This window comes from Pseudomonas sp. Ps21-P2 (assembly GCF_039672565.1).
In the GTDB taxonomy this organism is placed as follows: Bacteria; Pseudomonadota; Gammaproteobacteria; order Pseudomonadales; family Pseudomonadaceae; genus Aquipseudomonas.
The window spans coordinates 730,825-754,828 of the sequence record NZ_JBDFPL010000002.1 but is presented as its reverse complement, the minus strand read 5'-3'; the positions used below and the strand labels follow the sequence as shown (position 1 = coordinate 754,828).

Sequence of the window (24,004 nt, the reverse complement as noted above, 5' to 3'; positions counted from 1 at the left end):
CCCTTTTCCAGCATCAGTCCGGGAGGCGATCCTCGTTTTCCTGCACCAGCTCCAGCACCCGATCCACCAGCTTGTTGATCCCGGACGCTGCCTCGCCGATGGACGTGGCGACCATATAAGCCGGCGTGCTCACCAACTTGCGGTCCTTGTCCTCGACGATTTCCGTCACCTCGCATTCCTGGTGGGTGCCGCCCATTCGGGTGATCGCTGCAGCGGTATCGGCGTCGTTGCCGATCGTGCAGGTCACGCCCGGCCCATAGATTTTGGCGGCCAGCGCAGGCGAAACACAGATAAGCCCGATAGGTTTGCCGGCGGCGGCGAACGCTTCGGCCATCGCCAGCACTTCTGCCTGGACCTTGCAGCCAGCGCCTTGGGTAGAGAAGTTCGACAGGTTTTTCGCTGCACCGAAGCCGCCGGGGATGATCAGCGCATCGAACTCAGTGACGTCGGCTTCGCGAATGTCTTCGATGGCGCCACGGGCGATGCGGGCTGATTCGATCAGCACGTTGCGCGACTCGGGCATCTCTTCGCCGGTCAGGTGATTGATGACGTGGTGCTGAGGGATATTCGGTGCGAAGCACTTCACTGAGGCGCCGCGCTGATCAAGGCGCAGCAGCGTCAGCACGCTTTCGTGGATTTCCGCGCCGTCGTAAACGCCACAGCCAGAAAGAATAACGGCCACTTTTTTGGTCATTCGCGTGTTCCTCTCTCGGGCGCTCCGGTCAGTCACCGGTTACGCAGGTCAGCATTGCGCTGATTGTCGCAAGCCATGAACCTAGGACAACGCCGTCAGCGAATGTCTCCGGATTCATCGGCATGGGCCGAGGATTTACTCGTCGGGGGTGTTTCTGGCTTCTACATTGGCTTCGGCATTGGCCGCGACGGCCAGCTTCTCTTCTCGAGCGATGCGTGCGTTTTTGATGCGGCGGCGAATCCACAGCAGCACGCCAATTACCAGCAGGGCCCCAAGCACCCACAGCTCGTATTTCTTGACGTTGCCCAGCAGGCCTTCGAGCACCGAGCCGAACTTGTAGGCCGCTGCGCCCAACGCCGCCGCCCATACCGCCGCGCCGATGCCGTTGAGCAACAGGTAGCGCCCCGGTGGATAACCGGACAGGCCGATGGCAACCGGCATGACCGTGCGCAAGCCATACACAAAGCGGAAGCTCAGCACCCAGATGTCGGGGTGGCGGCGGATATGCTCCAGCGCACGGTCGCCCATCAACTGCCAGCGTGGCTTGCGCGCCAGGAGCTTGCGGCCATGCTTGCGCCCCATGAAATACCAGAGCTGGTCGCCTGCGTAGCTGCCGAAGAAGGCAACCACCACGACCAGATTGATATCCATGTATCCGCGGAACGCAAGAAAGCCGGCGAGCACCAGAATGGTCTCGCCTTCAAAAAAGGTCCCGAGGAAAAGGGCGAAGTAGCCAAATTCTTGTAAAAAATGCTGGAGCATTATTTAGGTGCTGGCGAAATGAACGCGCAGCCTAACGCGCCCAAGTCATTCAGGAAAGTATGCAAATGTGTCACCGCGTTAAAGTTTCCTACGTTCGGGAGCGATTATTCGCTTGGAGAGGGGGTTTGTATCGCACACGTTACGTCGCAATTACACCTGTCACGCGAGTGTCATAATCGCCGCTTATAAATGTCACGCTTGCCCGTCTGGATGGGCTCGGAGCCCCTCCTTGCACGTGCCTTCTACCTGGCACCACCCGAATGTTTGCAGGTCAGGGCTTGCACCGTACGGAGAAATCCGTAGCGTGGAGAGTCAAACCGCTCACAGCATCGAGCCTGACGCCGGTCGCCTCGCCGCACGACATTGAGTCAGGCTGCAAACATCTTCAGAACCGCCACGCCTTGGGCGTGACCGTTGTCCCACGCTGTACGTCACCACTGTTGTGGCGCAAGCGGCATTCCGACATCGGCCGTATGCGCGGCCCAACTGTTACAAGGCCAATTGCCTTACAGGATTATTCATGAGCACCGAAGGATCTACCGAAGCCGCAGTCGAGCTTGACCCTCAGCCTGTCAATCAGCCGCCCGTCAACCAAGAGGTCACTGCCGTGGTCGAGCCGACCATTGAAGTGGTCCCCGCGCTGGAACCGCATCATCCAGCCCCGCATGTCATCGCGGTGCCCAATCTGGATGACAGCAGTCTCTACATCCATCGGGAGCTGTCGCAGCTGCAGTTCAACATCCGCGTGTTGGAACAGGCGCTCGACGAGTCCTATCCGTTGCTTGAGCGGCTCAAGTTTCTGCTGATCTTCTCCAGCAACCTCGACGAATTCTTCGAAATCCGCGTTGCCGGGCTCAAGAAGCAAATCACCTTCGCTCGCGAACAGGCCGGCGCTGATGGTCTCCAGCCTCATCAGGCGCTGGCGCGCATCAGCGAGCTGGTCCACGGCCACGTGGATCGCCAGTACGCCATTCTCAACGACATCCTGTTGCCGGAGCTGGAGAAGCATCAGGTGCGCTTCATTCGCCGTCGCAACTGGAACGCCAAGATCAAGGCCTGGGTGCGCCGTTATTTCCGTGATGAGATCGCCCCGATCATCACGCCGATCGGTCTGGACCCGACGCACCCGTTCCCGTTGCTGGTGAACAAATCGCTGAACTTCATCGTTGAGCTGGAAGGCATTGACGCCTTCGGCCGTGACTCGGGTCTGGCGATCATCCCGGCACCGCGCCTGTTGCCGCGCATTATCAAAGTGCCGGAAGACGTGGGCGGCCCGGGGGACAACTATGTATTCCTGTCGTCGATGATCCACGCCCACGCCGATGACCTGTTCCAGGGCATGAAGGTCAAGGGCTGCTACCAGTTCCGTCTGACCCGTAACGCTGACCTGGCCCTCGATTCAGAGGACGTGGAAGACCTTGCTCGCGCGCTGCGTGGCGAGCTGTTCTCCCGGCGTTACGGCGATGCGGTGCGTCTGGAGGTGGCAGACACCTGCCCGAAACTGCTGTCGGACTACCTGCTCAAGCAGTTCAACCTGAGCGAGACCGAGCTGTATCAGGTCAATGGCCCGGTGAACCTGACGCGTTTGTTCAGCATCACGGGTCTGGACAGTCACCCCGAGCTGCAGTACATGCCGTTCACCCCGGCGATTCCGAAGCTGCTGCAGAACAGCGAAAACATTTTCAACGTCATCAGCAAGCAGGACATCCTGCTGCTGCACCCGTTCGAGTCCTTCACCCCGGTCGTCGATCTGCTGCGCCAGGCCGCGAAAGACCCTCACGTGCTGGCCGTGCGGCAGACGCTGTACCGCAGCGGCGCCAACTCTGAAATCGTCGATGCGCTGGTGGATGCCGCGCGCAACGGCAAGGAAGTCACTGCGGTTATCGAGCTGCGTGCGCGTTTTGACGAAGAGTCGAACCTGCAACTGGCCAGCCGCCTGCAAGCGGCCGGCGCCGTGGTGATCTATGGCGTGGTCGGCTACAAGACCCACGCCAAGATGATGCTGATCCTGCGCCGTGAAGCTGGTGAGATTGTGCGCTACGCGCATTTGGGCACCGGCAACTATCACGCCGGTAACGCGCGTCTCTATACCGACTACAGCCTGCTGACCTCGGACGATGCGTTGTGCGAAGACGTCGGCAAGCTGTTCAGCCAGTTGATCGGCATGGGTAAGACGCTGCGCATGAAGAAGCTGCTGCACGCGCCGTTCACCCTGAAGAAAGGCATGCTGGACATGATTGGCCGGGAGACGCAGTTCGCGTCCGAGGGCAAGCCTGCGCACATCATCGCCAAGTTCAACTCGTTGACCGATCCGAAGATCATTCGCGCGCTATACAAGGCCAGCCAGACCGGGGTCAAGATCGACCTCGTCGTGCGCGGCATGTGCTGCCTGCGTCCTGGCGTGCCGGGCGTGTCCCACAACATTCAGGTGCGCTCGATCATCGGTCGCTTCCTTGAGCACACGCGAGTGTTCTACTTCTTGAATGGCGGCGACGAGCAGATGTTCCTGTCCAGCGCCGACTGGATGGAGCGCAACCTCGACAAGCGCGTCGAGACTTGCTTCCCGGTGGAAGGCAAGAAGCTGATCTTGCGTGTGAAGAAAGAGCTGGAAGGGTACCTGACCGACAACACCCATAGCTGGCTGCTGCAGCCGGACGGGCGCTACATTCGCAGCACCCCGACCGGCAACCAGAACGCCCGCAATGTGCAGGCGAGTCTGTTGGAAAAACTCAGCAACCCGGTCCTCAGCGTACGTTAAGGATGATGCCGACTCGGGTCAGCCACTCCGCTTCGAGCGCGAAGTCGGCCTGAGTCAGCTGGTTGTTTTCCAGCCAGCCATCCGGGAACACGATGTCCAAGTGGTTATCGTTGGCGGTCAGCACAGGCTGCGGCATCTCTTGGGTGCCGCGAATGTGGTGAAACAGGATCGCGAAACGCAGCAACACGCACAGACGAATCAGCTTCACGCCTTCGTTGCCGAACTCGGCAAACTTGTCCTTGGGAATATTACGGCGGTGACCGCGCACTAGCAGGCCAAGCATTTGCTGGTCCTCGCGGGAAAAGCCGGCCAGGTCCGAGTGCTCGATCAGGTACGCGCCATGCTTGTGGTAGTGGTAGTGGGCGATGTCCAGGCCCACTTCATGCACTTTGGCGGCCCAGCTCAGTAACTCGCGGTACGAATTGTCCTCAAGCTCCCACGCCTTCGCCACTTGCTCCAGCGCCGACAGCGCCTTGCGCTCGACACGGGCGGCTTGCTCGAGATCAACGTGATAGCGCTCCATCAGCGAGCTGAGGGTGCGTTCGCGCACGTCTTCGTGATGATGACGGCCGAGCAGGTCGTAGAGCACGCCTTCCCGCAGGGCGCCTTCGCAGTGGTCCATGCGCTTGAGGTCGAGGGCGTCGAAGATGGCTTCGAGAATTGCGAGGCCCGCCGGGAAGATCGCCCGACGATCAGGCTTGAGGCCTTCGAAATCGATCTTGTCCACTTCGCCCAGCTTCATCAGCTTGCGCTTGAGCCACGCCAGCCCTTCGGCGTTGACCTCACCGTTGCCGTGGCCGCCGGCTTTCAGCGCCAGGCCGATGGCGCGAATGGTCCCGGACGAGCCGATTGCTTCATCCCAGGTCAGGCGATGCAGTGCGTGCTCGATGCTCATGATTTCCAGCCGCGCCGCGGTGTAAGCCTGGGCATAGCGCGCCGGGGTGATCTTGCCGTCCTTGAAATAACGCTGAGTGAAGCTGACGCAGCCCATCTGCAGGCTTTCGCGCAGCAGCGGCTCGAAGCGCTGGCCGATGATGAACTCGGTGCTGCCGCCGCCAATGTCGGCGACCAGGCGTTTGCCGGGCGTGTCGGCCAGGGTGTGGGAGACGCCCAGGTAGATCAAGCGCGCTTCTTCACGGCCGGAGATGACCTCGACCGGATGGCCGAGGATTTCTTCGGCGCGGTGAATGAATTCGTTGCGGTTGCGAGCTTCGCGCAGGGCGTTGGTGCCGACGATGCGCACGGCGCCGGGCGGCATACCGTTGATCAGCTGGGCGAAACGCTTGAGGCAGTCGAGCCCGCGCTGCATGGATTCTTCGCTGAGGCGGCGGTCGTCATCGATCCCCGCGGCCAGCTGCACTTTCTCACCGAGCCGCTCGAGGATGCGAATTTCGCCCTGATTGGCTTTGGCGACAACCATATGGAAGCTGTTGGAGCCCAGGTCGATCGCGGCGATCAGCGAGAGGTTTTTGGCTGTGGATAGCGGCATGGTCAAAAGATCTCGGTCGATAACTCCGACATCGTGCCACGATCCATCACCGTCGCCAAACCGGCAACGTATTTGCGCGGTATTAGCAGGATCGGCTTCAGCCGGGAAGGGGCCTGATTGTGCGCCATCAATGTTGCGGTGTGACACGTGACGCCTTCCCGGCTAAAGCCGGTCCTACAATTTGAGCCGAAGCCAGCCCCCACAGGATGCACGCGGTGTTTTAGTGGGACCGGCTTTAGCCGGGAAGAGGCCGGTGTGTACACCATCAGTTGTACGGTATGGCAGCTGACGCCTTCCCGCTAAAGCCGGTCCTACGATTTGAGCGAAAGCCGGTGCTGCACTCGGGCTCAAGCCTGCTCGACTGACCCAATGAAATTTGCCAGTTCGGGCGTTTTCGGGTTGGCCATCAACTCTTTCGGGTCGCCCACCTCATGCACCTTGCCCTGGTGCATGAACACCAGCTTGTCACCCACTTCCCGGGCGAAGCGCATTTCGTGGGTCACCATGATCAGCGTCATGCCGTCCTTGGCCAGCTCGCGAACAACGGCGAGTACCTCGTTGACCAGTTCCGGGTCGAGCGCCGAGGTGATTTCGTCGCACAGCAGCACTTTGGGCGACATCGCCAGCGCACGCGCAATCGCCACGCGCTGCTGCTGACCACCGGACAGCCGGTCAGGGAAGGCGTCGAATTTCTCGCCCAGGCCCACGCGATTGAGCATTTCCTTCGCCAGCCTGGTCGCTTCGGCTTTGGAAACCTTCTTCACCACCTGCGGCGCAAGCATCACGTTCTCGCCCACCGTCAGGTGAGGAAACAGGTTGAATTGCTGAAAGACCATGCCGACTTTCTGTCTCAGGCTGCGCAGGTCAGCCCGCGCTGCATCGAGGTATTCGCCGTCGACTTCGATCACGCCGTCATTGATCGACTCCAGCCCGTTGAGCGTGCGCAGCAGCGTGCTTTTGCCCGAACCGCTGCGCCCGATGATCGCCACGACCTGGCCTTCCTCGACGCTGAGGTCGATGCCCTTGAGCACATGGTGGTCGCCGTAATACTTGTGCAGGGCGGAAATTCTAAGCAGAGGCATGAAGTCTCCTTTCCAGGTAGCGCGCGCTGAGCGACAACGGATAGCAAAGCAGGAAGTAGCCCAGGGCGACGAAGCCGTAGACCATGAAGGGCTGGAACGTGGCGTTGGCGAGCATGCCGCCGGTTTTGGTCAGTTCGGTGAAGCCAATGATCGACGTCACCGCCGTGCCTTTGACCACTTGCACGGAGAACCCTACCGTCGGCGCCACCGCGATGCGCAATGCCTGGGGCAGAATCACGTAGCGCAGTTGCTCGAAGGGCGTCAGCGCCAAGCTCGCCGAAGCTTCCCATTGGCCGTTGGAAATCGACTCCACGCAGCCTCGCCAGATCTCAGCCAGGTACGCGCTGGTGAAAAGCGTCAACGCCAGCGCCGCCGCGAACCAGGGCGAAATGTCGATGCCCATCAGCGCCACGCCGAAGAACACCAGAAACAGCTGCATCAACAACGGCGTGCCTTGAAACAGCTCGATATAGCAGCGCGCGAGCCGGCGGGGCATTGCCTTCTCGGAGATGCGCAGGGTCATCACCAGCAACCCGATCACGCCGCCGCCGATGAATGCCACCAGCGACAACACCAGTGTCCATTGCAGCCCGGTCAGCAAGTTGCGCACGACGTCCCAGAGGGTGAAATCCATCAGCGGCTCCTCGCGATGTAACGTCGGCCGATCCACGCCAGCAACTGACGCACCAGCAGCGCCATGCACAGGTAGATCAGCGTGGTAATGATGTACGTCTCAAACGCGCGGAAGTTGCGCGACTGAATGAAGTTCGCCGCAAAGCTCAGCTCCTCGGTGGCAATCTGCGAACAGACTGCCGAGCCGAGCATCACGATGATGATCTGGCTGCTCAACGCCGGCCAGACCTTGCCCAGTGCCGGGACCAGCACGACGTGGCGGAAGGTCTCGAAGCGCGTCATTGCCAGCGCGGCCGAGGCTTCGATCTGGCCGCGCGGAATGGCCTGCACACCCGCGCGGATGATCTCCGTCGAATAGGCGCCGAGGTTGATGACCATCGCCAGCACGGCGGCCTGCCACTCGGATATCTGCAGCCCCAGGGACGGCAGCCCGAAGAAAATGAAAAACAGCTGCACCAGAAACGGCGTGTTGCGGATCAGCTCGACGTAGACACCGAAAATGGCCGAGAACGGCTGGATTTTCCACGCCCTGACAATCGCCCCGACGATGCCGACGCTGACGCCGAGCAACGTGCCGATGGCGGTCAGTTCCAGCGTGAACAGTGCGCCGCGCAGGAGCAGGTCAGTGCTTTGCAGGACCGGGATAAAGTCGAACTGATAAGCCATTTATGCGCCTCGGCAGTCGATGATCAGAGGTCGGCAGGCAATGGCTGCTTGAGCCAGGTCTGCGCGTTCTTCTCCAGCGCGCCGTCTTTCTTCGCCGCTTCGAGGATCTCGTTCACTTTGGCCAGCAACTCAGGCTGACCTTTGTTCACACCTACGTAGACCGGCGAGTCCTTGAGCTTCACCTTCAGTTCGGGGATGCGCTTGGGGTTTTTCTCGCTGATGGCGACCATGACCACGTTGCCGCTGGCGATCAGGTCGGTCTGCTTGGCCAGATAAGCCGCGATGGTCGAGTTGTTGTCTTCGAAGCGTTTGATCGTGGCTTCCTTCGGCGCAACGGCGGTCAGCTCGATGTCCTCGATGGCGCCACGGGTCACGCTGATGGTTTTGCCTTTCAGGTCGTCCACGGTTTTGATCGCGTCTTCAGGCGGGCCGAATACCGCGAGGTAGAACGGTGCGTAAGCGCGGGAGAAATCGATGACCTTTTCGCGGTCCGGGTTTTTGCCAAGGCTGGAGATGACCAGGTCAACCTTGCCAGTGGTCAGGTAAGGGATGCGATTGGTGCTGTTGACCGGCGTCAGCTCAAGCTTGACCTTCAATTGGTTGGCGATCAGCTGCGCGGTATCGATGTCCAGGCCGCGCGGCTTCATGTCGGGGCCGACCGAGCCGAAGGGCGGGAAGTCTTGCGGCACAGCGACTTTCAACGTGCCGCGGGCGGTTACATCATCCAGACCATTAGCGTGGGCGGGGGCCTGGCCGAGCATGAGGCTGGCAAACAGGGCGGCGAGCAGGGCGCTGTAACGCTGGGTCATGGGGTGTCTCCGAATCGATCAATGTGTAGGCGAAGCCCGGGTGATGGCCAAGCATCAGTGCACAGCCCATGCCAGCCGTTTGTTTGCAACCGTGGAATGCGGGCCCCAGGCCTGATCCGGTCTAACTGGTCTGAACAGTGAGTTGACGAGGCGCCCTGCTTTGGCGCGCCTGAAAGGCCCGGCGCCCCTCGCTTGGGCGTCACTTGCCGGATACCTCCGATGGCGATACAAGGGATTTTTCCTACGGTTTCCACACCTGATCGCTATGCATCCGAGCCCTGTCGCAGTGCCTGAAGCCGCCTTCCAGGCGATCCGCAAATTGATCGCCGAGCAGGGCTATGTGCCCGGCGACAGCCTGCCATCCCAGCGGGATCTGGCGATTCGTCTGGGCGTCAGTCGCGCTTCGTTGCGTGAAGCATTGTCATCGTTGAGCGCTCTGGGACTGGTCAGTGTGCAGCCCGGCAAGGGCGTCTTCGTGCAGGCGATTTCTGAACCACAACGGAGCACGAGTGGATTTTCCTGGCCGTATGCAGCGCACGCCTCGCCCGCAGAGACGTTTCAGTTGCGCTACGCCCTGGAGGGTTTTGCAGCCGGGCTTGCGGCAGTGACGTTGACGGCCGACGAGCGCGATGTACTGGAAGACAACGTCGAGGCGATGCGGCTTGAGCTCAAGGCCGGGGACTTTGAGTGCGCAGCCCGGCTCGACTTCGATTTTCATCGACGCATCCTTGTCGCCAGTGGCAATCAGGCGATTCTGGGGATCATCACCAGCAGCGCCGACATTTTTCTGGAAAGCCAGAAGCTGCCATTTATCCGGGCGGGCAGGGCGATGGAGACCTGGCAGGAGCACCGCAAGATCCTCCGGGCGTTGGCGCGAAACGCGTCTGGCCCGGCGCAGAAAGCCATGCAGGAGCACATCCGCGGCGCGGCGTTACGCACCGGCATTGTGTTCGTCGCACCCTCCGGCTGAGCTCCGTCGATTGAGGCAACCCTGTCGAGCCATAGCAAGAGACAATCAACCTCGGCTTCCTGTCACCGCGTGACACAGTTATGATGGCCCACGTTTTTTTGCCTATGACCTCGGAGAAATCTCATGAGTAACGACCTGATCAAGCATGTCAGCGATGCGAGCTTCGAAGCCGATGTCCTGAAGGCCAGCGGCCCTGTACTGGTCGATTACTGGGCTGAATGGTGTGGCCCGTGCAAGATGATTGCCCCGGTTCTGGATGACATCGCTACTCATTACGATGGCAAGCTGACCATTGCCAAGCTGAACATCGACGACAACCAGGAAACACCGGCCAAGCACGGCGTCCGTGGTATTCCGACTCTGATGCTGTTCAAGGACGGCGAAGTCGCCGCGACCAAGGTCGGCGCACTGTCCAAGTCCCAGCTGCAAGCGTTCCTCGACGCCAATATCTGATGACGTTAAAGCCCCGCAAATCGCGGGGTTTTTTTCTGGCGTCGTACTAGACGCTTAGAAAATCAAGTGGTACATTCGGCCCCGCAACGGCTTCTCCGTTGCCCCCTGCTAGCCGTCGCCGACCGTCTCCTTTCGATTTGCACGCGATCCTGTCGCCTTCTCTGCGGCGCGGCCTCATTAAGCCAAAAGCTTAATTTCCCCCTCCATACATGATTACGTCATTCCTATATGAACCTGACTGAACTCAAGCAAAAGCCTATTACCGATCTGCTCGAAATGGCCGAACAGATGGGCATAGAAAATATGGCCCGTTCGCGCAAGCAGGACGTGATTTTCTCCCTGCTGAAGAAGCACGCGAAGAGCGGCGAGGAAATCTCGGGTGACGGCGTGCTGGAGATCCTCCAGGATGGCTTCGGCTTCCTTCGTTCTGCAGACGCCTCCTACCTCGCCGGCCCAGACGACATTTACGTCTCGCCGAGCCAGATCCGCCGCTTCAACCTGCGCACGGGCGACACCATTGTCGGCAAGATCCGTCCGCCAAAGGAAGGCGAGCGTTACTTCGCACTGCTCAAGGTCGACACCATCAACTTCGACCGTCCAGAAAACGCGAAGAACAAGATTCTGTTCGAAAACCTGACGCCGCTGTTCCCGACCATTCGCATGAAGATGGAAGCCGGTAACGGTTCCACCGAAGACCTCACCGGTCGCGTTATCGATCTGTGTGCCCCGATCGGTAAAGGCCAGCGCGGCCTGATCGTTGCTCCGCCAAAGGCGGGCAAGACCATCATGCTGCAGAACATCGCGTCGAACATCACGCGTAACAACCCTGAAGTCCATCTGATCGTTCTGCTGATCGATGAGCGTCCTGAAGAAGTAACCGAAATGCAGCGCACCGTGCGCGGCGAAGTGGTTGCTTCCACTTTTGATGAGCCACCGACCCGTCACGTGCAGGTCGCCGAAATGGTGATCGAAAAGGCCAAGCGCCTGGTCGAGCACAAGAAAGACGTGGTCATCCTGCTTGACTCCATCACCCGTCTGGCTCGCGCCTACAACACCGTCATTCCGAGCTCCGGCAAGGTCCTGACCGGTGGTGTCGATGCGCACGCCCTCGAGAAGCCAAAGCGTTTCTTCGGTGCGGCACGTAACATCGAAGAAGGCGGCTCGCTGACCATCATCGCCACCGCGCTGGTTGAAACCGGCTCGAAGATGGATGAAGTGATCTACGAAGAATTCAAGGGTACCGGCAACATGGAGCTGCCTCTGGATCGCAAGATCGCAGAGAAACGCGTCTTCCCGGCCATCAACATCAACCGTTCCGGCACACGCCGCGAAGAGTTGCTGACGGCCGACGACGAGTTGCAGCGCATGTGGATCCTGCGCAAGCTGCTGCATCCTATGGATGAAGTCGCCGCCATCGAGTTCTTGATCGACAAGCTGAAACAGACCAAGACCAACGATGAGTTCTTCCTGTCGATGAAGCGCAAGTAACACCCTGCGCTGAACCGACCGTAGAAAAATGGTGTCCTTCCGGACACCATTTTTTTTGCCCTTTTCCGTAGACCTCTCCCGTAGACAAGGAGCGTCATGCACACGTTTGGCAATCGCCGTGATATCGATGGGCTGCGGGCCCTGGCCGTGGTCCCGGTGCTGTTGTTTCACTTCGGTCTTGGACTGAGCGGCGGCTTCGTCGGCGTCGATGTGTTCTTCGTCATCTCCGGGTACCTGATCACGTCCATCATTTTCCGTGAGATCAGCGCTGGGCGATTCGGCTTCGTTGATTTCTGGGCCCGTCGCGCGCGGCGTATCGTCCCCGCCGTAACCGTTGTCGTGCTGGCCACGTTGGCGTTCGGCTGGATATTGCTGACCCCCAAGGACTACGCCGAGCTGGGCCGGGAAGTGCGGTATCAGTCGATGTTCATGTCCAACCTGCTGTTCATGCGGCAGGACGGCTACTTCGATTCCGCGTCAGATTTCAAACCGCTGCTTCACACCTGGTCGCTGGCGGTGGAGGAGCAGTACTACATTTTCTTCCCGCTGCTGATGGTGCTGGCGACGCGGTACGTGCGGCACTGGCGCTGGTTGCTGCTCGGCCTGCTGGTGCTGTCGTTCGGGCTGAACATCTGGGCGATCAAGCACAAGCCCGAGGCCGCGTTCTTTCTGCTGCCGATGCGTGCATGGGAGCTGCTGTGCGGTGCGATGCTGGCCGTCGCGCCTGCGCCTAAACGCCCACTGCCGAGCGGGGTGTACCAGACGATCAGCCTGAGCGGCTTTGCGGCGGTCGTACTGGCGATGCTGAGCTTTGACAAAACCACTCAATTTCCCGGCTGGGCAGCGCTGCTGCCGGTGCTGGGCACCACGGCGATGATCTGGGCCAACGGTCATCCTGCGTCTTGGGTCGGGCGTTTGCTGAGCATCAAACCGCTGGTGGCAATCGGGCTTATCTCCTACTCGCTGTACCTCTGGCATTGGCCTATCCACGTCTACGCCAACGCGATTTCCGCCGACGGCATTTCCGACCTCGAAGCGATCGGCTGGATCCTTCTGGCCGGCGCGCTGGCCTGGCTGAGCTGGCGCTTCGTCGAGCTCCCGTTCCGTGAGCGCCGCTTACTGGCCGGCCGCAAGCCGGTGCTGATTGGCGGCCTGCTGACCCTGGCCGTGCTGGCGCTGGTAGGGCAGGCGGTGCGCTCCAGTGATGGCGTGCCGCAACGGATGTCGGGTCAGGCGCTTGCCTATGCGCAGTCTCAGGAATGGAACGCCGGTCAGATGGACTGCTTCCTGCTCGGATCAAAGCACAGCAAGGGTCTGGACAAGCTCTGTCGAGCGGGTGGCAGTGCCGACGCCGCGCCGTCCCATCTCATCTGGGGCGACAGTCATGCAGCGGCTTTGTGGCCTGGCGTCAGAATCGCGGCCGAGCGAGCGCACATGCCTGTCTGGCTGGCGAGCATGAGTGGATGCCCGCCCCTTGTTAGCACCGCAACCAGTAAGCGCTGTCAGGATTTCAATGCGCTGAACGTCGAGCGCGTTCGAATGCAGCAAATTCCCGATGTCACCTTGGCCGCGCGCTGGAGCCTGTACATCTACGGGCTGGAAGACGGCAACAAGAGCAACGTGCTGCTGAAACGGGAATCCATTGCTCAAAACGAAGCGTATTTTGCCGATGCGTTGAAAGCGCAGGTCGCCGAATTGCGTGCAGCCGGCGCTCAGGTCTGGTTGTTCAAGGAAGTGCCGCAGCAGCGCAAGGGCACCATCGAGAGATTGAGCAGCCTGGCGCGGGTCGGGCGTTCGGCGGCAGAGGTTGGGCGGCCGGCGACGGAGCTCGATGCGCGACAGGCGTTCATCAATCAGCTGTTCGCCACCCTCAGCCAAGCGGATGCGGGCGTTCACCTGATTGACCCGAAACCACTGCTGTGTGAGGGCGGCCTGTGCCGTGCCGAAGTTGACGGGCGTTCGCTGTACAAGGACGAGGATCACCTGTCGGATCTGGGCGGCGAGAAGATGCAGCCGCTGTTCGCGCCGGTATTCCGCGCAACACCGCGCATTTGAGTTGGACACAGGCTGCCGTCTGCGGTCAGAGCAGGTAGGATGTGCATCTATTTGGTGAGTGGCCGGGTTAATGAAATTCAAGGATCTACGGGATTTCGTGCAGCAGCTTGAGCAGCGCGGAGAGTTGAAACGCATTCAGGTGCCTATTTCCCCTGTACTGGAAATGACCGAAATCTGCGACCGGACCCTGCGCGCCAAGGGGCCAGCGCTGCTGTTCGAAAAGCCGACGGGTTTCGACATTCCGGTGCTCGGCAATCTGTTTGGCACGCCTGAGCGGGTGGCCATGGGCATGGGCGCCGAATCGGTGTCCGAGCTGCGGGAAATTGGCAAGCTGCTGGCCTTTCTCAAGGAGCCCGAGCCGCCCAAGGGCCTGAAAGACGCCTGGTCCAAGCTGCCCATCTTCAGAAAAGTCATCGCCATGGCGCCGAAAGTCGTCAAGGACGCCCCGTGTCAGGAGATCGTGATCGAAGGCGACGACGTCGACCTCGGCATGCTGCCGGTACAGACCTGCTGGCCCGGCGATGTGGGCCCGCTGATCACATGGGGCCTGACGGTCACTCGCGGGCCTAACAAGGAACGGCAGAATCTGGGCATCTACCGCCAGCAGGTGATCGGCCGCAACAAGGTGATCATGCGCTGGCTTAGCCACCGCGGCGGCGCGCTGGATTTCAAGGACTGGTGCGACAAACACCCGGGTCAACCATTCCCGGTCTCGGTGGCCTTGGGCGCAGATCCCGCTACCATCCTCGGCGCCGTGACGCCGGTGCCTGACAGCCTGTCCGAATACGCATTCGCCGGCCTGCTGCGTGGCAACCGTACCGAATTGATCAAGTGCCGTGGCAACGACCTCCAGGTCCCGGCCAGTGCGGAGATTGTCCTCGAAGGCGTGATTCATCCCGGCGAAATGGCCGATGAGGGTCCGTACGGCGACCACACCGGCTACTACAACGAGGTCGACAGCTTCCCCGTCTTCACGGTCGAGCGCATCACCCACCGCATCAAGCCGATTTACCACAGCACTTACACAGGTCGGCCGCCTGACGAGCCCGCCATTCTGGGCGTCGCGCTGAATGAAGTGTTCGTGCCGATTCTGCAGAAGCAGTTCCCCGAGATCGTCGACTTCTACCTGCCGCCCGAGGGTTGCTCGTACCGCATGGCGGTTGTGACGATCAAGAAACAGTATCCCGGCCATGCCAAGCGTGTGATGTTGGGTGTCTGGTCGTTTTTGCGACAGTTTATGTACACCAAGTTCGTTATCGTCACCGACGACGACATCAATGCCCGTGACTGGAATGACGTCATCTGGGCGATCACCACGCGCATGGACCCCAAGCGCGACACGGTGATGATCGACAACACGCCAATCGACTACCTCGATTTCGCCTCGCCGGTCTCCGGCCTGGGTTCGAAAATGGGGCTCGATGCCACGCATAAATGGCCGGGCGAAACCACCCGTGAATGGGGTCGCGCTATCGTCAAGGACGAAGCGGTGACCCGCCGGATCGATGAAATCTGGACTCAGCTGGGAATTGATTGATGCGTGTAACCTTGCAGCCTTCGGGCGCAGTCATCGAGACATTGCCGGGCGAGCGGATCCTCGACGCCGCTCAGCGCCTGGGCTACGAATGTCCTCAGAGCTGTCGCAACGGCAATTGCCACATCTGTTCCGCGCTGCTGGTTGAAGGCAGCGTCGAGCAGGCCGGAGAAATCCGCAACCACGGCGAAATCTATACGTGCCTGGCGGTGCCGCAGGAAGACTGCGTCGTGCTGTGGGACAGTGTGCTGGCGCTCGGCGAGTTGCCGGTGCGCACGTTCGCCTGCCAGGTCAGCGAATGTGTGGAAGTCGGCGGCGATGTCTGGCGCGTGATGCTCCGTGCGCCTGCGGGCAAACCGCCGCGTTATCACGCTGGTCAGTACCTTATGATCCATCGGGACGATGGCGAGAAATCGGCATTCTCCATGGCCTCGGCGCCGGAGAGCGGGCGAGATCTGGAATTTCACGTGCTCGCCCGCGAGGCCAGTGCGCAAAATCTGATCAAGCAGTTGCAGCGCGATGGCATGGCGCGAGTTGACCTGCCCTTTGGTGATACTCACTTGGGCGAACTGCCCGATGGCCCGCTGGTATTGATCGCGGCAGGCACCGGTATGGGGCAGATGCACAGCCTGATCGAGCATTGCCGCTCAAAAGGCTTTCCATATCCGGTGCATGTGTATTGGGGAATGCGCCGTCCGGAAGATTTCTATCAGCTCAGGCATTGGGATGAATGGCAGACGCTGCCCAACCTTTTCCTGCACAGGGTCGTCAGTGATCTGTGCGGTTGGGAAGGGCGCTGCGGCATGCTGCACGAGGCGGTCTGCGAGGACTTCAGCGATCTGAAGTCGCTTTATGTGTACGCCAGCGGTTCACCGGCGATGGTCTATTCGACCCTTGATGCGCTGGTGCTGGCTGGCATGGATGCGCATCAGATGCGTGCCGATGTTTTCGCTTACGCGCCGAGGCCCTGAAGCGCAGCCACTCGCCGAGCTGGATGTGGACAGCGTATTGCATGACTGTTTGTCAGATATCGGTTTTTCCGGCGTGACCCATGCGCCGGTGGCCGAGTCACAACGTCACACTGCCTGCGATGCCGTCTGATTGTTCATTCGTTGTTGCCAGACCCGTTTCATGAGTGTTCAGCGTTGCACCGGCGTCAGCCTTGCCGGTGGGGGGAACCAGATGGGGAATCAAATTAATATCCTGGCGGGAGCTGTCCATGACGGCCTGGGGTTGTCCTACCCGCCGGTCATCGATCTTGGGCCGAAGCTCACCCGAGAACAGCTGCTTGCCTCCATCCACGCCACGATGAGCCGTCACCAGGGCGGCCCGATCTGGTTGTTCGCGTACGGATCATTGATCTGGCGGCCCGAGTGCAGCGCCGTCGAGCGTCAGCGCGGTCGGGTCCACGGTTATCATCGCGGCCTCTATCTCTGGTCCCATGAACATCGCGGCACCCCCGAGCAGCCGGGGCTGGTCTTCGGTTTGGATCGAGGCGGCTCCTGCAGCGGATTCGCCTACCGATTGCCCGAAGACAATATTGACGAATCGCTGCTGGCGTTGTGGCAGAGAGAAATGCCGTTCCCGTCCTACCGCCCACACTGGCTCAACTGCCGACTTGAAGACGGCACCAAGGTGCAGGCTTTGGGATTTGTGCTGGAGCGGCATTTGCCCAGTTACGCCGGCAACCTGCCCGACAGCGTGCTTACCCAAGTGCTGGCCAATGCCAGCGGGCGATACGGGACCACGTGGGAATACGTCGAACAAACCATCCACGCACTGCGCACCCACGCCATGCCGGACCTGAGCCTGGAGGCGCGGTTCAAGCGGTGTAAGCCGGTGTTGTTGGCGATATAGCATCTGGTCACGATCTTTCGATCAGGTTTACGCGCGAGACGGCTAGACTGCATCGAAACCGATTGAGGAGTTAATCATGAGTGCTCGGCTTTCTCCGCTTGTGTCGGAGTTCGACTCAGAAGAGCAGGCTGCGCGCTACGACGCTTGGCTCCGTGCCAAGGTGCAGGCTTCGGTAGATGACCCACGACCTAACGTCCCGCATGATGAAGTCATGGCAAAACTGAAGGCGAGACTGGCCGCCAAGCGCGACAAGCGTAGCGATGATCGTTGATTGGCGCCCGGAGGCAGTCGCCGATCTGTGGGAGATACTTGAGTATATTGATGAGCGAAATCCACAAGCGGCGGAAGAGCTTTATGCTGAAATTGAGAGAGCTACTTCAGCACTGCCCGAGCATCCTTACCTCTACCGCTTAGGTCGCGTGCTCAATACCCGCGAAATCATTGTCCATCCGAATTACCTGGTATTTACCGACTAACGGATCGTATCGAGATCCTGAGCGTCCTTCACGCTCGCCAGCAATTCCCTTGAACAGACGTGGCTTGATCAGCGCACTGACCAAGCCTTTTCCGTTTGAGACTTAAGCCATTTCTTCTCGCGACTGGCTCGCCACCCGCGTATGGCGCAGCGTCGGCACAAGGAACGCTATCGCGAGGATGCAAGCGGACACCAGCAGCACGAAGCCGCCGTCCCAGCCGAAGTGGTCGACTGTGTAGCCCATCAGGGCGCTGGCGGCGACCGAACCACCGAGATACCCGAACAGGCCAGTGAATCCCGCTGCCGTGCCGGCTGCTTTCTTCGGTGCCAGCTCAAGGGCCTGCAAGCCGACCAGCATGACCGGGCCGTAGATCAGGAAGCCGATCGACACCAGCGCAATCATGTCGACGGTGGGGTTGCCGGGCGGGTTGAGCCAGTAGACCAGCGTCGCAACGGTCACCATCGCCATGAACACAATCCCGGTCAGGCCACGGTTGCCACGGAAGATCTTGTCGGACATCCAGCCGCACAGCAGCGTGCCCGGAATACCTGCCCATTCATAGAAGAAGTAGGCCCACGACGTTTTGTCGACGTCGAAGTGCTTGGCTTCTTTCAAGTAAGTTGGCGCCCAGTCCAGCACGCCGTAACGCAGCAGGTAAACGAACACGTTGGCCAGCGCGATGTACCAGAGCATTTTGTTGCGCAGGACGTATTTGACGAAGATCTCTTTGGCGGTGAATTCCTCTTCGTGGCTCGCGTCGTAGCCTTCCGGGTAGTCGTTCTTGTATTCTTCGACCGGCGGCAAGCCCACGGACTGCGGGGTATCACGCATGGTGACGAAGGCGAAGAGAGCGACAAACAGGGCAACCGCCGCAGGCACATAAAATGCGGCGTGCCAGTCGTTGGTCCAGCCGAGTCCGAGCAGGAAAAGCGGGCCGATCAAGCCGCCGCCGACGTTGTGCGCCACGTTCCACACCGACACGACGCCGCCACGTTCCTTCTGCGACCACCAGTGCACCATCGTGCGTCCGCTCGGCGGCCAGCCCATGCCCTGGGCCCATCCGTTGATGAACAGCAGAATGAACATGATCGTCACGCTGGACGTCGCCCAGGGCGCGAATCCGAACACGAACATTACCAGCGCGGAAATCACCAATCCGAAAGGCAGGAAGTAACGCGGGTTAGAGCGATCCGACACCAGCCCCATGAGGAACTTCGAAAGGCCGTACGCAATGGCGATCGCCGAGATCGCCAGCCCCAGTTGACCGCGGGTATATCCCTCATCGATCAGGTAGGGCATGGCCAGCGAGAAGTTCTTGCGCAGCAAATAGTAGCCGGCGTAGCCGAAGAAGATGCCGGCGAAAATCTGCCAGCGAAGGCGGCGGTAGGTGGAGTCGACACGCTCCGCAGGCAGCGGAGCCTGATGCGCGGCAGGACGGAAAAAGGCAAACATCGGGACACTCCATTTATTTTTTTGTTATGCGAATCCGAATATTACATTTTCGTTACAGAAAATAGGAAGGCTTCTCATCGGATAAAAAGGGCGTAAATGCGGGGCGGGAGGGAATTCCTTTGCGAACATCGCGTTTGTGCAGTGCTGCGCGCAGGTGGGTTTCAATGCGTGGGACAGGTAAAGTGCGCGCTCATGGGCTCACGATTGGCAAACCGACATGCAGTCACCCCCGCTTGGGATTCGGAATCAAAAGATCATCATTCTGTGCCGCGATGTCGGCGGATACCTTGGCCGGCTCAGCCACTTTCTCGGCAAGTCGAACGACGTGGTGTTCATTGACCTGACCCAAGGCGGGAAGGAGCTGTCCTGGCTTCCGGGAAAGATGCGGCGATGGCTAAAGAAGTACCTGATCATTCGGCGTGTCAACGCTACGATCCGGGCAGCAGGGGATGTCGACGCATTGCTGGTGGTGAACCCGAGTCAGCTGGATCAGGGGCTGGTCTTGCGGGCACAGTCCGCCGCGCAGCTGACCATTGCGTATCTGTCAGACGGAATCGCACGGCTGTCCATGCCGCTCGATCAACTGGCGACCTTTGACAAGGTCTACACCTTTGACAGTGCTGATGCCCGCGAGTATCAGCTGCGCAAGCTCTACAACTACATCTACGAAGAGCACGCCGATTTCAAAACGACGTCCGACTTCAAGGCGTTCGTCGTGATGGGCGGCAAGCACCGCGTTGATGTGCTTGGCCGAGTGGCTCAAGCGTTTGAACAGCTGGGCTACACCAGCACCTGCAAATTTCTGGTGCAGAGCAAACCAGTGCCCGGAGCCAGTCCATTACTGACCTTCTTTCGCCAGCGCATGGACATTGATGAAACGGCCGAATACGTCAGGCGTTCGGAAATCCTGATCGACATCGTCCGGCCTGGCCACGCGGGTTTGAGCTTCCGTTTTTTTGAGGCGCTGCTCTACCGCAAGAAAATGATCACCAACAATCCATCGGTGGCGGATTACGACTTCTACGATCCGCGCAACATCCTGATCATCGACAGCGAGCACCCCGTGATCCCTGACGCGTTCATTAACGGGGAATACGTGGACCCGCCCGAAGAAGTCGTGCAGCGGTACAGCATGGCCAGTTGGGCGAACGAGGTGTTCAGTCCGCCCCCGGCTAGGCAGCGTCAGTTAACCGTTACCGAGCCTTAAGCATTCGGCAGGGTTGCTTTGGCGCTCGGCGATGCCTTGCGCAGGAACGGGTGCTCGATGCACCAGTACGTTGCGACGCTGATGCTGCTGGTGAGCAGGATGATCAACGGTAAGTACAGCGCGTAGCTGAGCGGGTCCGGCATGGCGAAGTCGTACGCGCCCAGCAGGCTGAACACGCTGTAGATGACGATGCCGTGCAGCAGGTAAATGCTGAAGCTCGCTTCGCCCAGAATCTTCAACCCTCGAATCTCCAGCACCCCGTGCAAGCTGTTGCCGAGTACGAACAGCGCAAATGGAATGCCGAGGATCAGCATTTGCAGCGTTGAGTACGATTTGAGCTTCAAGCAGATCAGCAGTATCGCGACCGCTACCAACGTGCAGCGCACGCCCGAGAAGTCGATTTTCCACCGGCGCATCCGGTCTTCAAAGACCGCCACCGCGATGCCGACAGCAAACAGTTTGATGAACCGGTTGTGAAAATGATGGTGGTACTCGCCCCACAGGCACGCCAGCGCAATCAGCGCGACCACGACGGCCATGCCGGGGAGCTTGCGTCGAAGCAGGCAATACAGCACCGGCAGCGACAGGTAGAAGACCGCTTCATAGAGCAGCGTCCACTGCACCGAGGCGTTGATACGCACGGTGTCCGGAAAACCACTGAGGGGGCTGCCGATGAAAATCACCCATCGCCCGAGCGCCTTGATCGTGTCCATGACCGGCACACTGATGCCTGCGGACTGGTACAGCGCGATGGCCGTAATCAGCGCGACGCTGAAGAGGTACATCGGGAAGATTCGTCGTACCCGTGACGACAGAATCTGACGCCATTTTGGCTCGCTGCGGTAGATCTTCGCGGTAAACAAATAGCCCGTGATCATGAAGAACAACGACACCGGTACCGTGCCCATGTTGTTCAGCACGCGGCTGTCCGTGGTTTCCCAAACGCCGTTGACGTGCCAGTAATAACTGACCATGAAGTGGTGAACAATGACTGCGGTTGCGAGCACGCCTCGCAGCCCGTCCAGCGACGAAACGCGATGGAGCGCGTCTCTGGAGAGGATCGGCAGTCGCCGGGTGGCGAAGCAAAATATCGCGATCGACAGCGCGTACAACGTGATCAAAAGCAGAGTGACGGTCATCAACACGGGTCCGCAGTTCGTATGGGAGTCGATACCGAATGACTCGTGTTCGGTATGTATCGGCCGTGAAATATACGGAACACATCAGGCGCCGTCGCGGGTTGTTTAGCGGCGTGTTGATTTTGGGACCGATCCTACGCAGCCCTGGGAAGTCATTAGCTATTGCCGCCGGAGACAAGCGCACAAAATGCGCGCCAGCCTTTTGCACCCGCGCAGGAGGCAGACTGGAAGAAGCGCGCAGGTGATGGCAGTGATGAGCAAGTGGGTTTTATGGCTGATGTTCGCTGTATGTATCGGCGCCCGTGCAGATGAGCAGAGTGTGGAGTTTGATTACCGCAGGGCGCCTGCCTGGCCGTATTCGCTTTCAAAATCGGGAATATCCGGGTGGGTCGTCTACGACCTAGTGGCGCACCATGATGGACGGGTTTCCGAGCCTGAGGTGCTGGACAGCTCGCATCCTCTGTTTTCCCTCGCCGTCGTAAAGGTGGTGCCAACGTGGTGCGTAAAACCCTGGGTCGTCAGTGAGCAGCGTCCGGCAGTCATTTCGCTGCGTCAGGAGCATTACTTCGTCCACCCGCGTGAAGGAAATGCCGCCGTGCCTTGGCTGCATCGGAGTCTGCGCCACCTGTCCTGCGCGAAATTCAACAAACGCTTCGAAGACTTCCAGCAGAACTCGTCTGATCTTGAACAGGTGGAGATGAGCGTGTTCCGGCACACCTACAGCGTGCTCGCGAGGGTGGCGACTTACAGAAAGCTGTCCGACGAGGACAGGTTCGCGCTGGGGGATGCGCTGGCAGATGCAGTTCCGGAGGTCATTCAGCGCTGCCGGGCGACTCCGGAACTGCGTTACAAGGACGTGTTGCCTGATCAAGTGAGGAGGATGCTGTGAGCCGTGCAGAGAACTGCGCAAAGTGAGCTCCGTTTCTTCAGAACAGGTGGATCCCGATACGCGCTACCTGACGCTAACCACCACCTTGCCCACCGCTTTCCTCTGCGCCAGCGATTCAATCGCTTCCCCGGCCCGCTCCAGCGGGTAAATCTTCGACACCAGCGGCTTCAACTTGCCTTCGCTGAACCAGGTGAACAGTTGCTGGAAATTCGCCGCATTGTCTTGCGGCTGGCGTTGGGCAAATGAGCCCCAAAACACGCCTACAACCGAGGCACCTTTCAACAGCGCGAGATTGACCGGCAGTTCGGGAATACGACCACTGGCGAAGCCGACGACCAGCAATCGGCCGTTCCAGGCGATGCCGCGAACGGCTTGATCAAAAAGGTCACCGCCCACAGGGTCATAGATCACATCGACGCCATTGCCGTTGGTGAGGCGTTTGATTTCATCCTTCAGATTGCTTTCGCTGTAATTGATCAACTCGTCGGCGCCGGCGGTTTTGGCGACCTCAAGCTTGTCTGCGCTGCTGGCGGCGGCGATCACGCGAGCGCCCATGGCTTTGCCGATCTCAACCGCGGCGAGGCCGACGCCCCCCGATGCGCCGAGGACGAGGAGCGTTTCGCCTGCCTGCAGATTGGCGCGCTGTTTAAGGGCGTGCATGGAGGTGCCGTACGTCATGCTGAAAGCAGCAGCGGTGGTGAAGTCCATCGTTTCGGGGATGGGCAGGACGTTGTAACCGGCCACGGCGATCTGTTCGGCGAAGCTGCCCCAGCCGGTCAGCGCCATCACTCGGTCACCGACACGAACATGGCTGACCTTTTCGCCGACAGCCGTCACGACGCCCGACGCTTCACCTCCGGGCGAAAACGGAAAAGGCGGCTTGAACTGGTATTTGCCTTCGATAATCAGCGTGTCCGGGAAGTTGACCCCGGCAGTGTGCACGTCCAGAAGAATCTCGTTTTTCTTCGGCTCCGGGCTGGGGATTTCCTCCAACACCAGATCTGCAGCGGGACCGAAGGCTTTACACAGCACGGCTTTCATCGAGGGCTATTCCTTTTTCGGGGATGGCCGATAAGTACAGGTAGCGAGGTTGTGGGGTCAATGAGCATGGCCCGGCCTGATAGGCGTGCATAAGCTGAAGTAAGCTATGCGGCAAAACGGATTGAGGAGCGGACTGTGAAAGCGTGGATTGTTATGTTGATGGCATTGTCGATGCCTGTTGTAGCGCTGGCCGAAGAGGGTGGCGAGAAAGAAGATCCGAACAAGGTTTCCTACGTGGCGTTGACGCCACCCTTCGTGGGCAACTACGCGCTGGACGGTAGCCCGAAGCTGCACGTCTACAAGGCCGACGTCGCCTTGCGCGTGACCGGCGCCGAAGCGCAGAAACTGGTGAAGCAGAACGAGCCGCTGATTCGCAACCAGTTGGTGGCGTTGTTCACTCAGCAAACGGTCGACAGCATGGGCAACGTCGATGCCAAGGAAAAACTGCGTCAGGAAGCGCTGAAGCAGACCCAGCAGGTACTGACCCAGGAAACCGGCAAGCCCGTCGTTGATGACCTGCTGTTCAACAACTTCATTGCCCAATAACGCC

At 59.8% G+C, this 24,004-nt stretch carries 22 protein-coding genes and 1 pseudogene; 13 read left to right on the top strand and 10 right to left on the bottom strand.

Annotation, left to right across the window (positions count from 1 at the left end):
* Positions 1-13 precede the first annotated feature (13 nt).
* Together elbB and ABEH28_RS07200 are read right to left on the bottom strand one after the other, a co-directional pair.
* On the bottom strand, positions 14-694 hold the full coding sequence (gene elbB / locus ABEH28_RS07205) for an isoprenoid biosynthesis glyoxalase ElbB (RefSeq protein ID WP_192171383.1): 681 nt from the start codon (positions 692-694) through the stop codon (positions 14-16).
* A 135-nt stretch (positions 695-829) separates the two neighbouring features.
* Complete coding sequence (locus ABEH28_RS07200; protein WP_346627456.1) at positions 830-1,459, bottom strand: DedA family protein; 630 nt, start codon at positions 1,457-1,459, stop codon at positions 830-832.
* A gap of 517 nt (positions 1,460-1,976) precedes the next feature.
* Here ABEH28_RS07200 and ppk1 point away from each other — a divergent pair.
* A complete protein-coding gene (gene ppk1 / locus ABEH28_RS07195) occupies positions 1,977-4,214 on the top strand; it encodes a polyphosphate kinase 1 (protein WP_192171381.1) in 2,238 nt (745 codons plus the stop codon).
* On the opposite strand, the gene ppx is transcribed toward ppk1, so the two are convergent.
* The 5 genes from ppx to ABEH28_RS07170 all read right to left on the bottom strand — a co-directional run bounded on the left by ppx (position 4,201) and on the right by ABEH28_RS07170 (position 8,893).
* Positions 4,201-5,703: an exopolyphosphatase gene (gene ppx / locus ABEH28_RS07190; RefSeq protein ID WP_265387608.1), complete on the bottom strand. Its 1,503-nt coding sequence runs from the start codon at positions 5,701-5,703 to the stop codon at positions 4,201-4,203. The two genes, ppk1 and ppx, sit on opposite strands and share 14 nt — an antisense overlap.
* Before the next feature lie 347 nt (positions 5,704-6,050).
* On the bottom strand, positions 6,051-6,785 hold the full coding sequence (locus ABEH28_RS07185; RefSeq protein WP_122534109.1) for an amino acid ABC transporter ATP-binding protein: 735 nt from the start codon (positions 6,783-6,785) through the stop codon (positions 6,051-6,053).
* Positions 6,772-7,422, bottom strand: coding sequence for an amino acid ABC transporter permease (locus ABEH28_RS07180; protein WP_192171485.1), 651 nt, complete (start codon positions 7,420-7,422; stop codon positions 6,772-6,774). Before ABEH28_RS07180 ends, ABEH28_RS07185 begins: the two co-directional genes overlap by 14 nt.
* On the bottom strand, positions 7,419-8,084 hold the full coding sequence (locus ABEH28_RS07175) for an amino acid ABC transporter permease (protein WP_192171379.1): 666 nt from the start codon (positions 8,082-8,084) through the stop codon (positions 7,419-7,421). Before ABEH28_RS07175 ends, ABEH28_RS07180 begins: the two co-directional genes overlap by 4 nt.
* A 23-nt stretch (positions 8,085-8,107) precedes the next feature.
* Entirely contained in the window at positions 8,108-8,893 is a 786-nt protein-coding gene (locus tag ABEH28_RS07170) for a transporter substrate-binding domain-containing protein (RefSeq protein WP_192171378.1), read from the bottom strand.
* Between the two features lie 265 nt (positions 8,894-9,158).
* On the opposite strand from ABEH28_RS07170, the gene ABEH28_RS07165 reads away from it, so the two are divergent.
* The 9 genes and pseudogenes from ABEH28_RS07165 (at position 9,159) to ABEH28_RS07125 (ending at position 17,779) form a co-directional block, all read left to right on the top strand.
* On the top strand, positions 9,159-9,863 hold the full coding sequence (locus ABEH28_RS07165) for a FadR/GntR family transcriptional regulator (RefSeq protein WP_192171484.1): 705 nt from the start codon (positions 9,159-9,161) through the stop codon (positions 9,861-9,863).
* Positions 9,864-9,986: 123 nt separating this feature from the next.
* The gene (trxA, locus tag ABEH28_RS07160) at positions 9,987-10,316 is read left to right on the top strand and encodes a thioredoxin TrxA (protein WP_192171377.1); all 330 of its coding nucleotides are present in this window, start codon (positions 9,987-9,989) and stop codon (positions 10,314-10,316) included.
* A gap of 228 nt (positions 10,317-10,544) precedes the next feature.
* Positions 10,545-11,804, top strand: coding sequence for a transcription termination factor Rho (gene rho, locus ABEH28_RS07155; RefSeq protein ID WP_037016529.1), 1,260 nt, complete (start codon positions 10,545-10,547; stop codon positions 11,802-11,804).
* A gap of 96 nt (positions 11,805-11,900) precedes the next feature.
* Positions 11,901-13,859 carry an acyltransferase family protein gene (locus ABEH28_RS07150; protein WP_346629497.1) on the top strand — a complete coding sequence of 653 codons (1,959 nt, stop codon included), beginning with the start codon at positions 11,901-11,903 and terminating at the stop codon, positions 13,857-13,859.
* Between the two features lie 70 nt (positions 13,860-13,929).
* On the top strand, positions 13,930-15,396 hold the full coding sequence (gene ubiD / locus ABEH28_RS07145) for a 4-hydroxy-3-polyprenylbenzoate decarboxylase (protein ID WP_122534102.1): 1,467 nt from the start codon (positions 13,930-13,932) through the stop codon (positions 15,394-15,396).
* The gene (locus ABEH28_RS07140) at positions 15,396-16,364 is read left to right on the top strand and encodes a CDP-6-deoxy-delta-3,4-glucoseen reductase (protein WP_346628103.1); all 969 of its coding nucleotides are present in this window, start codon (positions 15,396-15,398) and stop codon (positions 16,362-16,364) included. The genes ubiD and ABEH28_RS07140 overlap by 1 nt, the downstream gene beginning before the upstream one ends.
* A gap of 211 nt (positions 16,365-16,575) precedes the next feature.
* Entirely contained in the window at positions 16,576-17,250 is a 675-nt protein-coding gene (locus ABEH28_RS07135) for a gamma-glutamylcyclotransferase (RefSeq protein ID WP_192171483.1), read from the top strand.
* Between the two features lie 76 nt (positions 17,251-17,326).
* On the top strand, positions 17,327-17,521 hold the full coding sequence (locus ABEH28_RS07130; protein ID WP_346629496.1) for an antitoxin: 195 nt from the start codon (positions 17,327-17,329) through the stop codon (positions 17,519-17,521).
* Positions 17,511-17,779, top strand: a pseudogene (locus tag ABEH28_RS07125) (type II toxin-antitoxin system RelE/ParE family toxin). Before ABEH28_RS07130 ends, ABEH28_RS07125 begins: the two are co-directional and overlap by 11 nt.
* Positions 17,780-17,828: 49 nt before the next feature.
* Here ABEH28_RS07125 and glpT read toward each other — a convergent pair.
* Positions 17,829-19,178, bottom strand: coding sequence for a glycerol-3-phosphate transporter (gene glpT / locus ABEH28_RS07120; RefSeq protein WP_282365818.1), 1,350 nt, complete (start codon positions 19,176-19,178; stop codon positions 17,829-17,831).
* Between the two features lie 217 nt (positions 19,179-19,395).
* Between glpT and ABEH28_RS07115 the strand changes: the two genes are divergently transcribed.
* Positions 19,396-20,385: a hypothetical protein gene (locus ABEH28_RS07115; protein WP_346629495.1), complete on the top strand. Its 990-nt coding sequence runs from the start codon at positions 19,396-19,398 to the stop codon at positions 20,383-20,385.
* Here the strand turns inward: ABEH28_RS07115 and ABEH28_RS07110 are convergent.
* Entirely contained in the window at positions 20,382-21,524 is a 1,143-nt protein-coding gene (locus ABEH28_RS07110) for an acyltransferase (RefSeq protein ID WP_346629494.1), read from the bottom strand. The two genes, ABEH28_RS07115 and ABEH28_RS07110, sit on opposite strands and share 4 nt — an antisense overlap.
* Before the next feature lie 253 nt (positions 21,525-21,777).
* Here ABEH28_RS07110 and ABEH28_RS07105 point away from each other — a divergent pair, with 253 nt between their 5' ends.
* Positions 21,778-22,413 carry a hypothetical protein gene (locus ABEH28_RS07105; protein ID WP_346629493.1) on the top strand — a complete coding sequence of 212 codons (636 nt, stop codon included), beginning with the start codon at positions 21,778-21,780 and terminating at the stop codon, positions 22,411-22,413.
* A 63-nt stretch (positions 22,414-22,476) separates the two neighbouring features.
* Here the strand turns inward: ABEH28_RS07105 and ABEH28_RS07100 are convergent, their stop codons facing one another.
* The gene (locus ABEH28_RS07100) at positions 22,477-23,454 is read right to left on the bottom strand and encodes an NADPH:quinone oxidoreductase family protein (protein ID WP_346629492.1); all 978 of its coding nucleotides are present in this window, start codon (positions 23,452-23,454) and stop codon (positions 22,477-22,479) included.
* A gap of 135 nt (positions 23,455-23,589) precedes the next feature.
* Between ABEH28_RS07100 and ABEH28_RS07095 the strand changes: the two genes are divergently transcribed.
* Positions 23,590-24,000, top strand: a complete 411-nt coding sequence (locus ABEH28_RS07095) for a flagellar basal body-associated protein FliL (RefSeq protein ID WP_192171367.1) — start codon at positions 23,590-23,592, stop codon at positions 23,998-24,000.
* Positions 24,001-24,004: the final 4 nt, after the last annotated feature.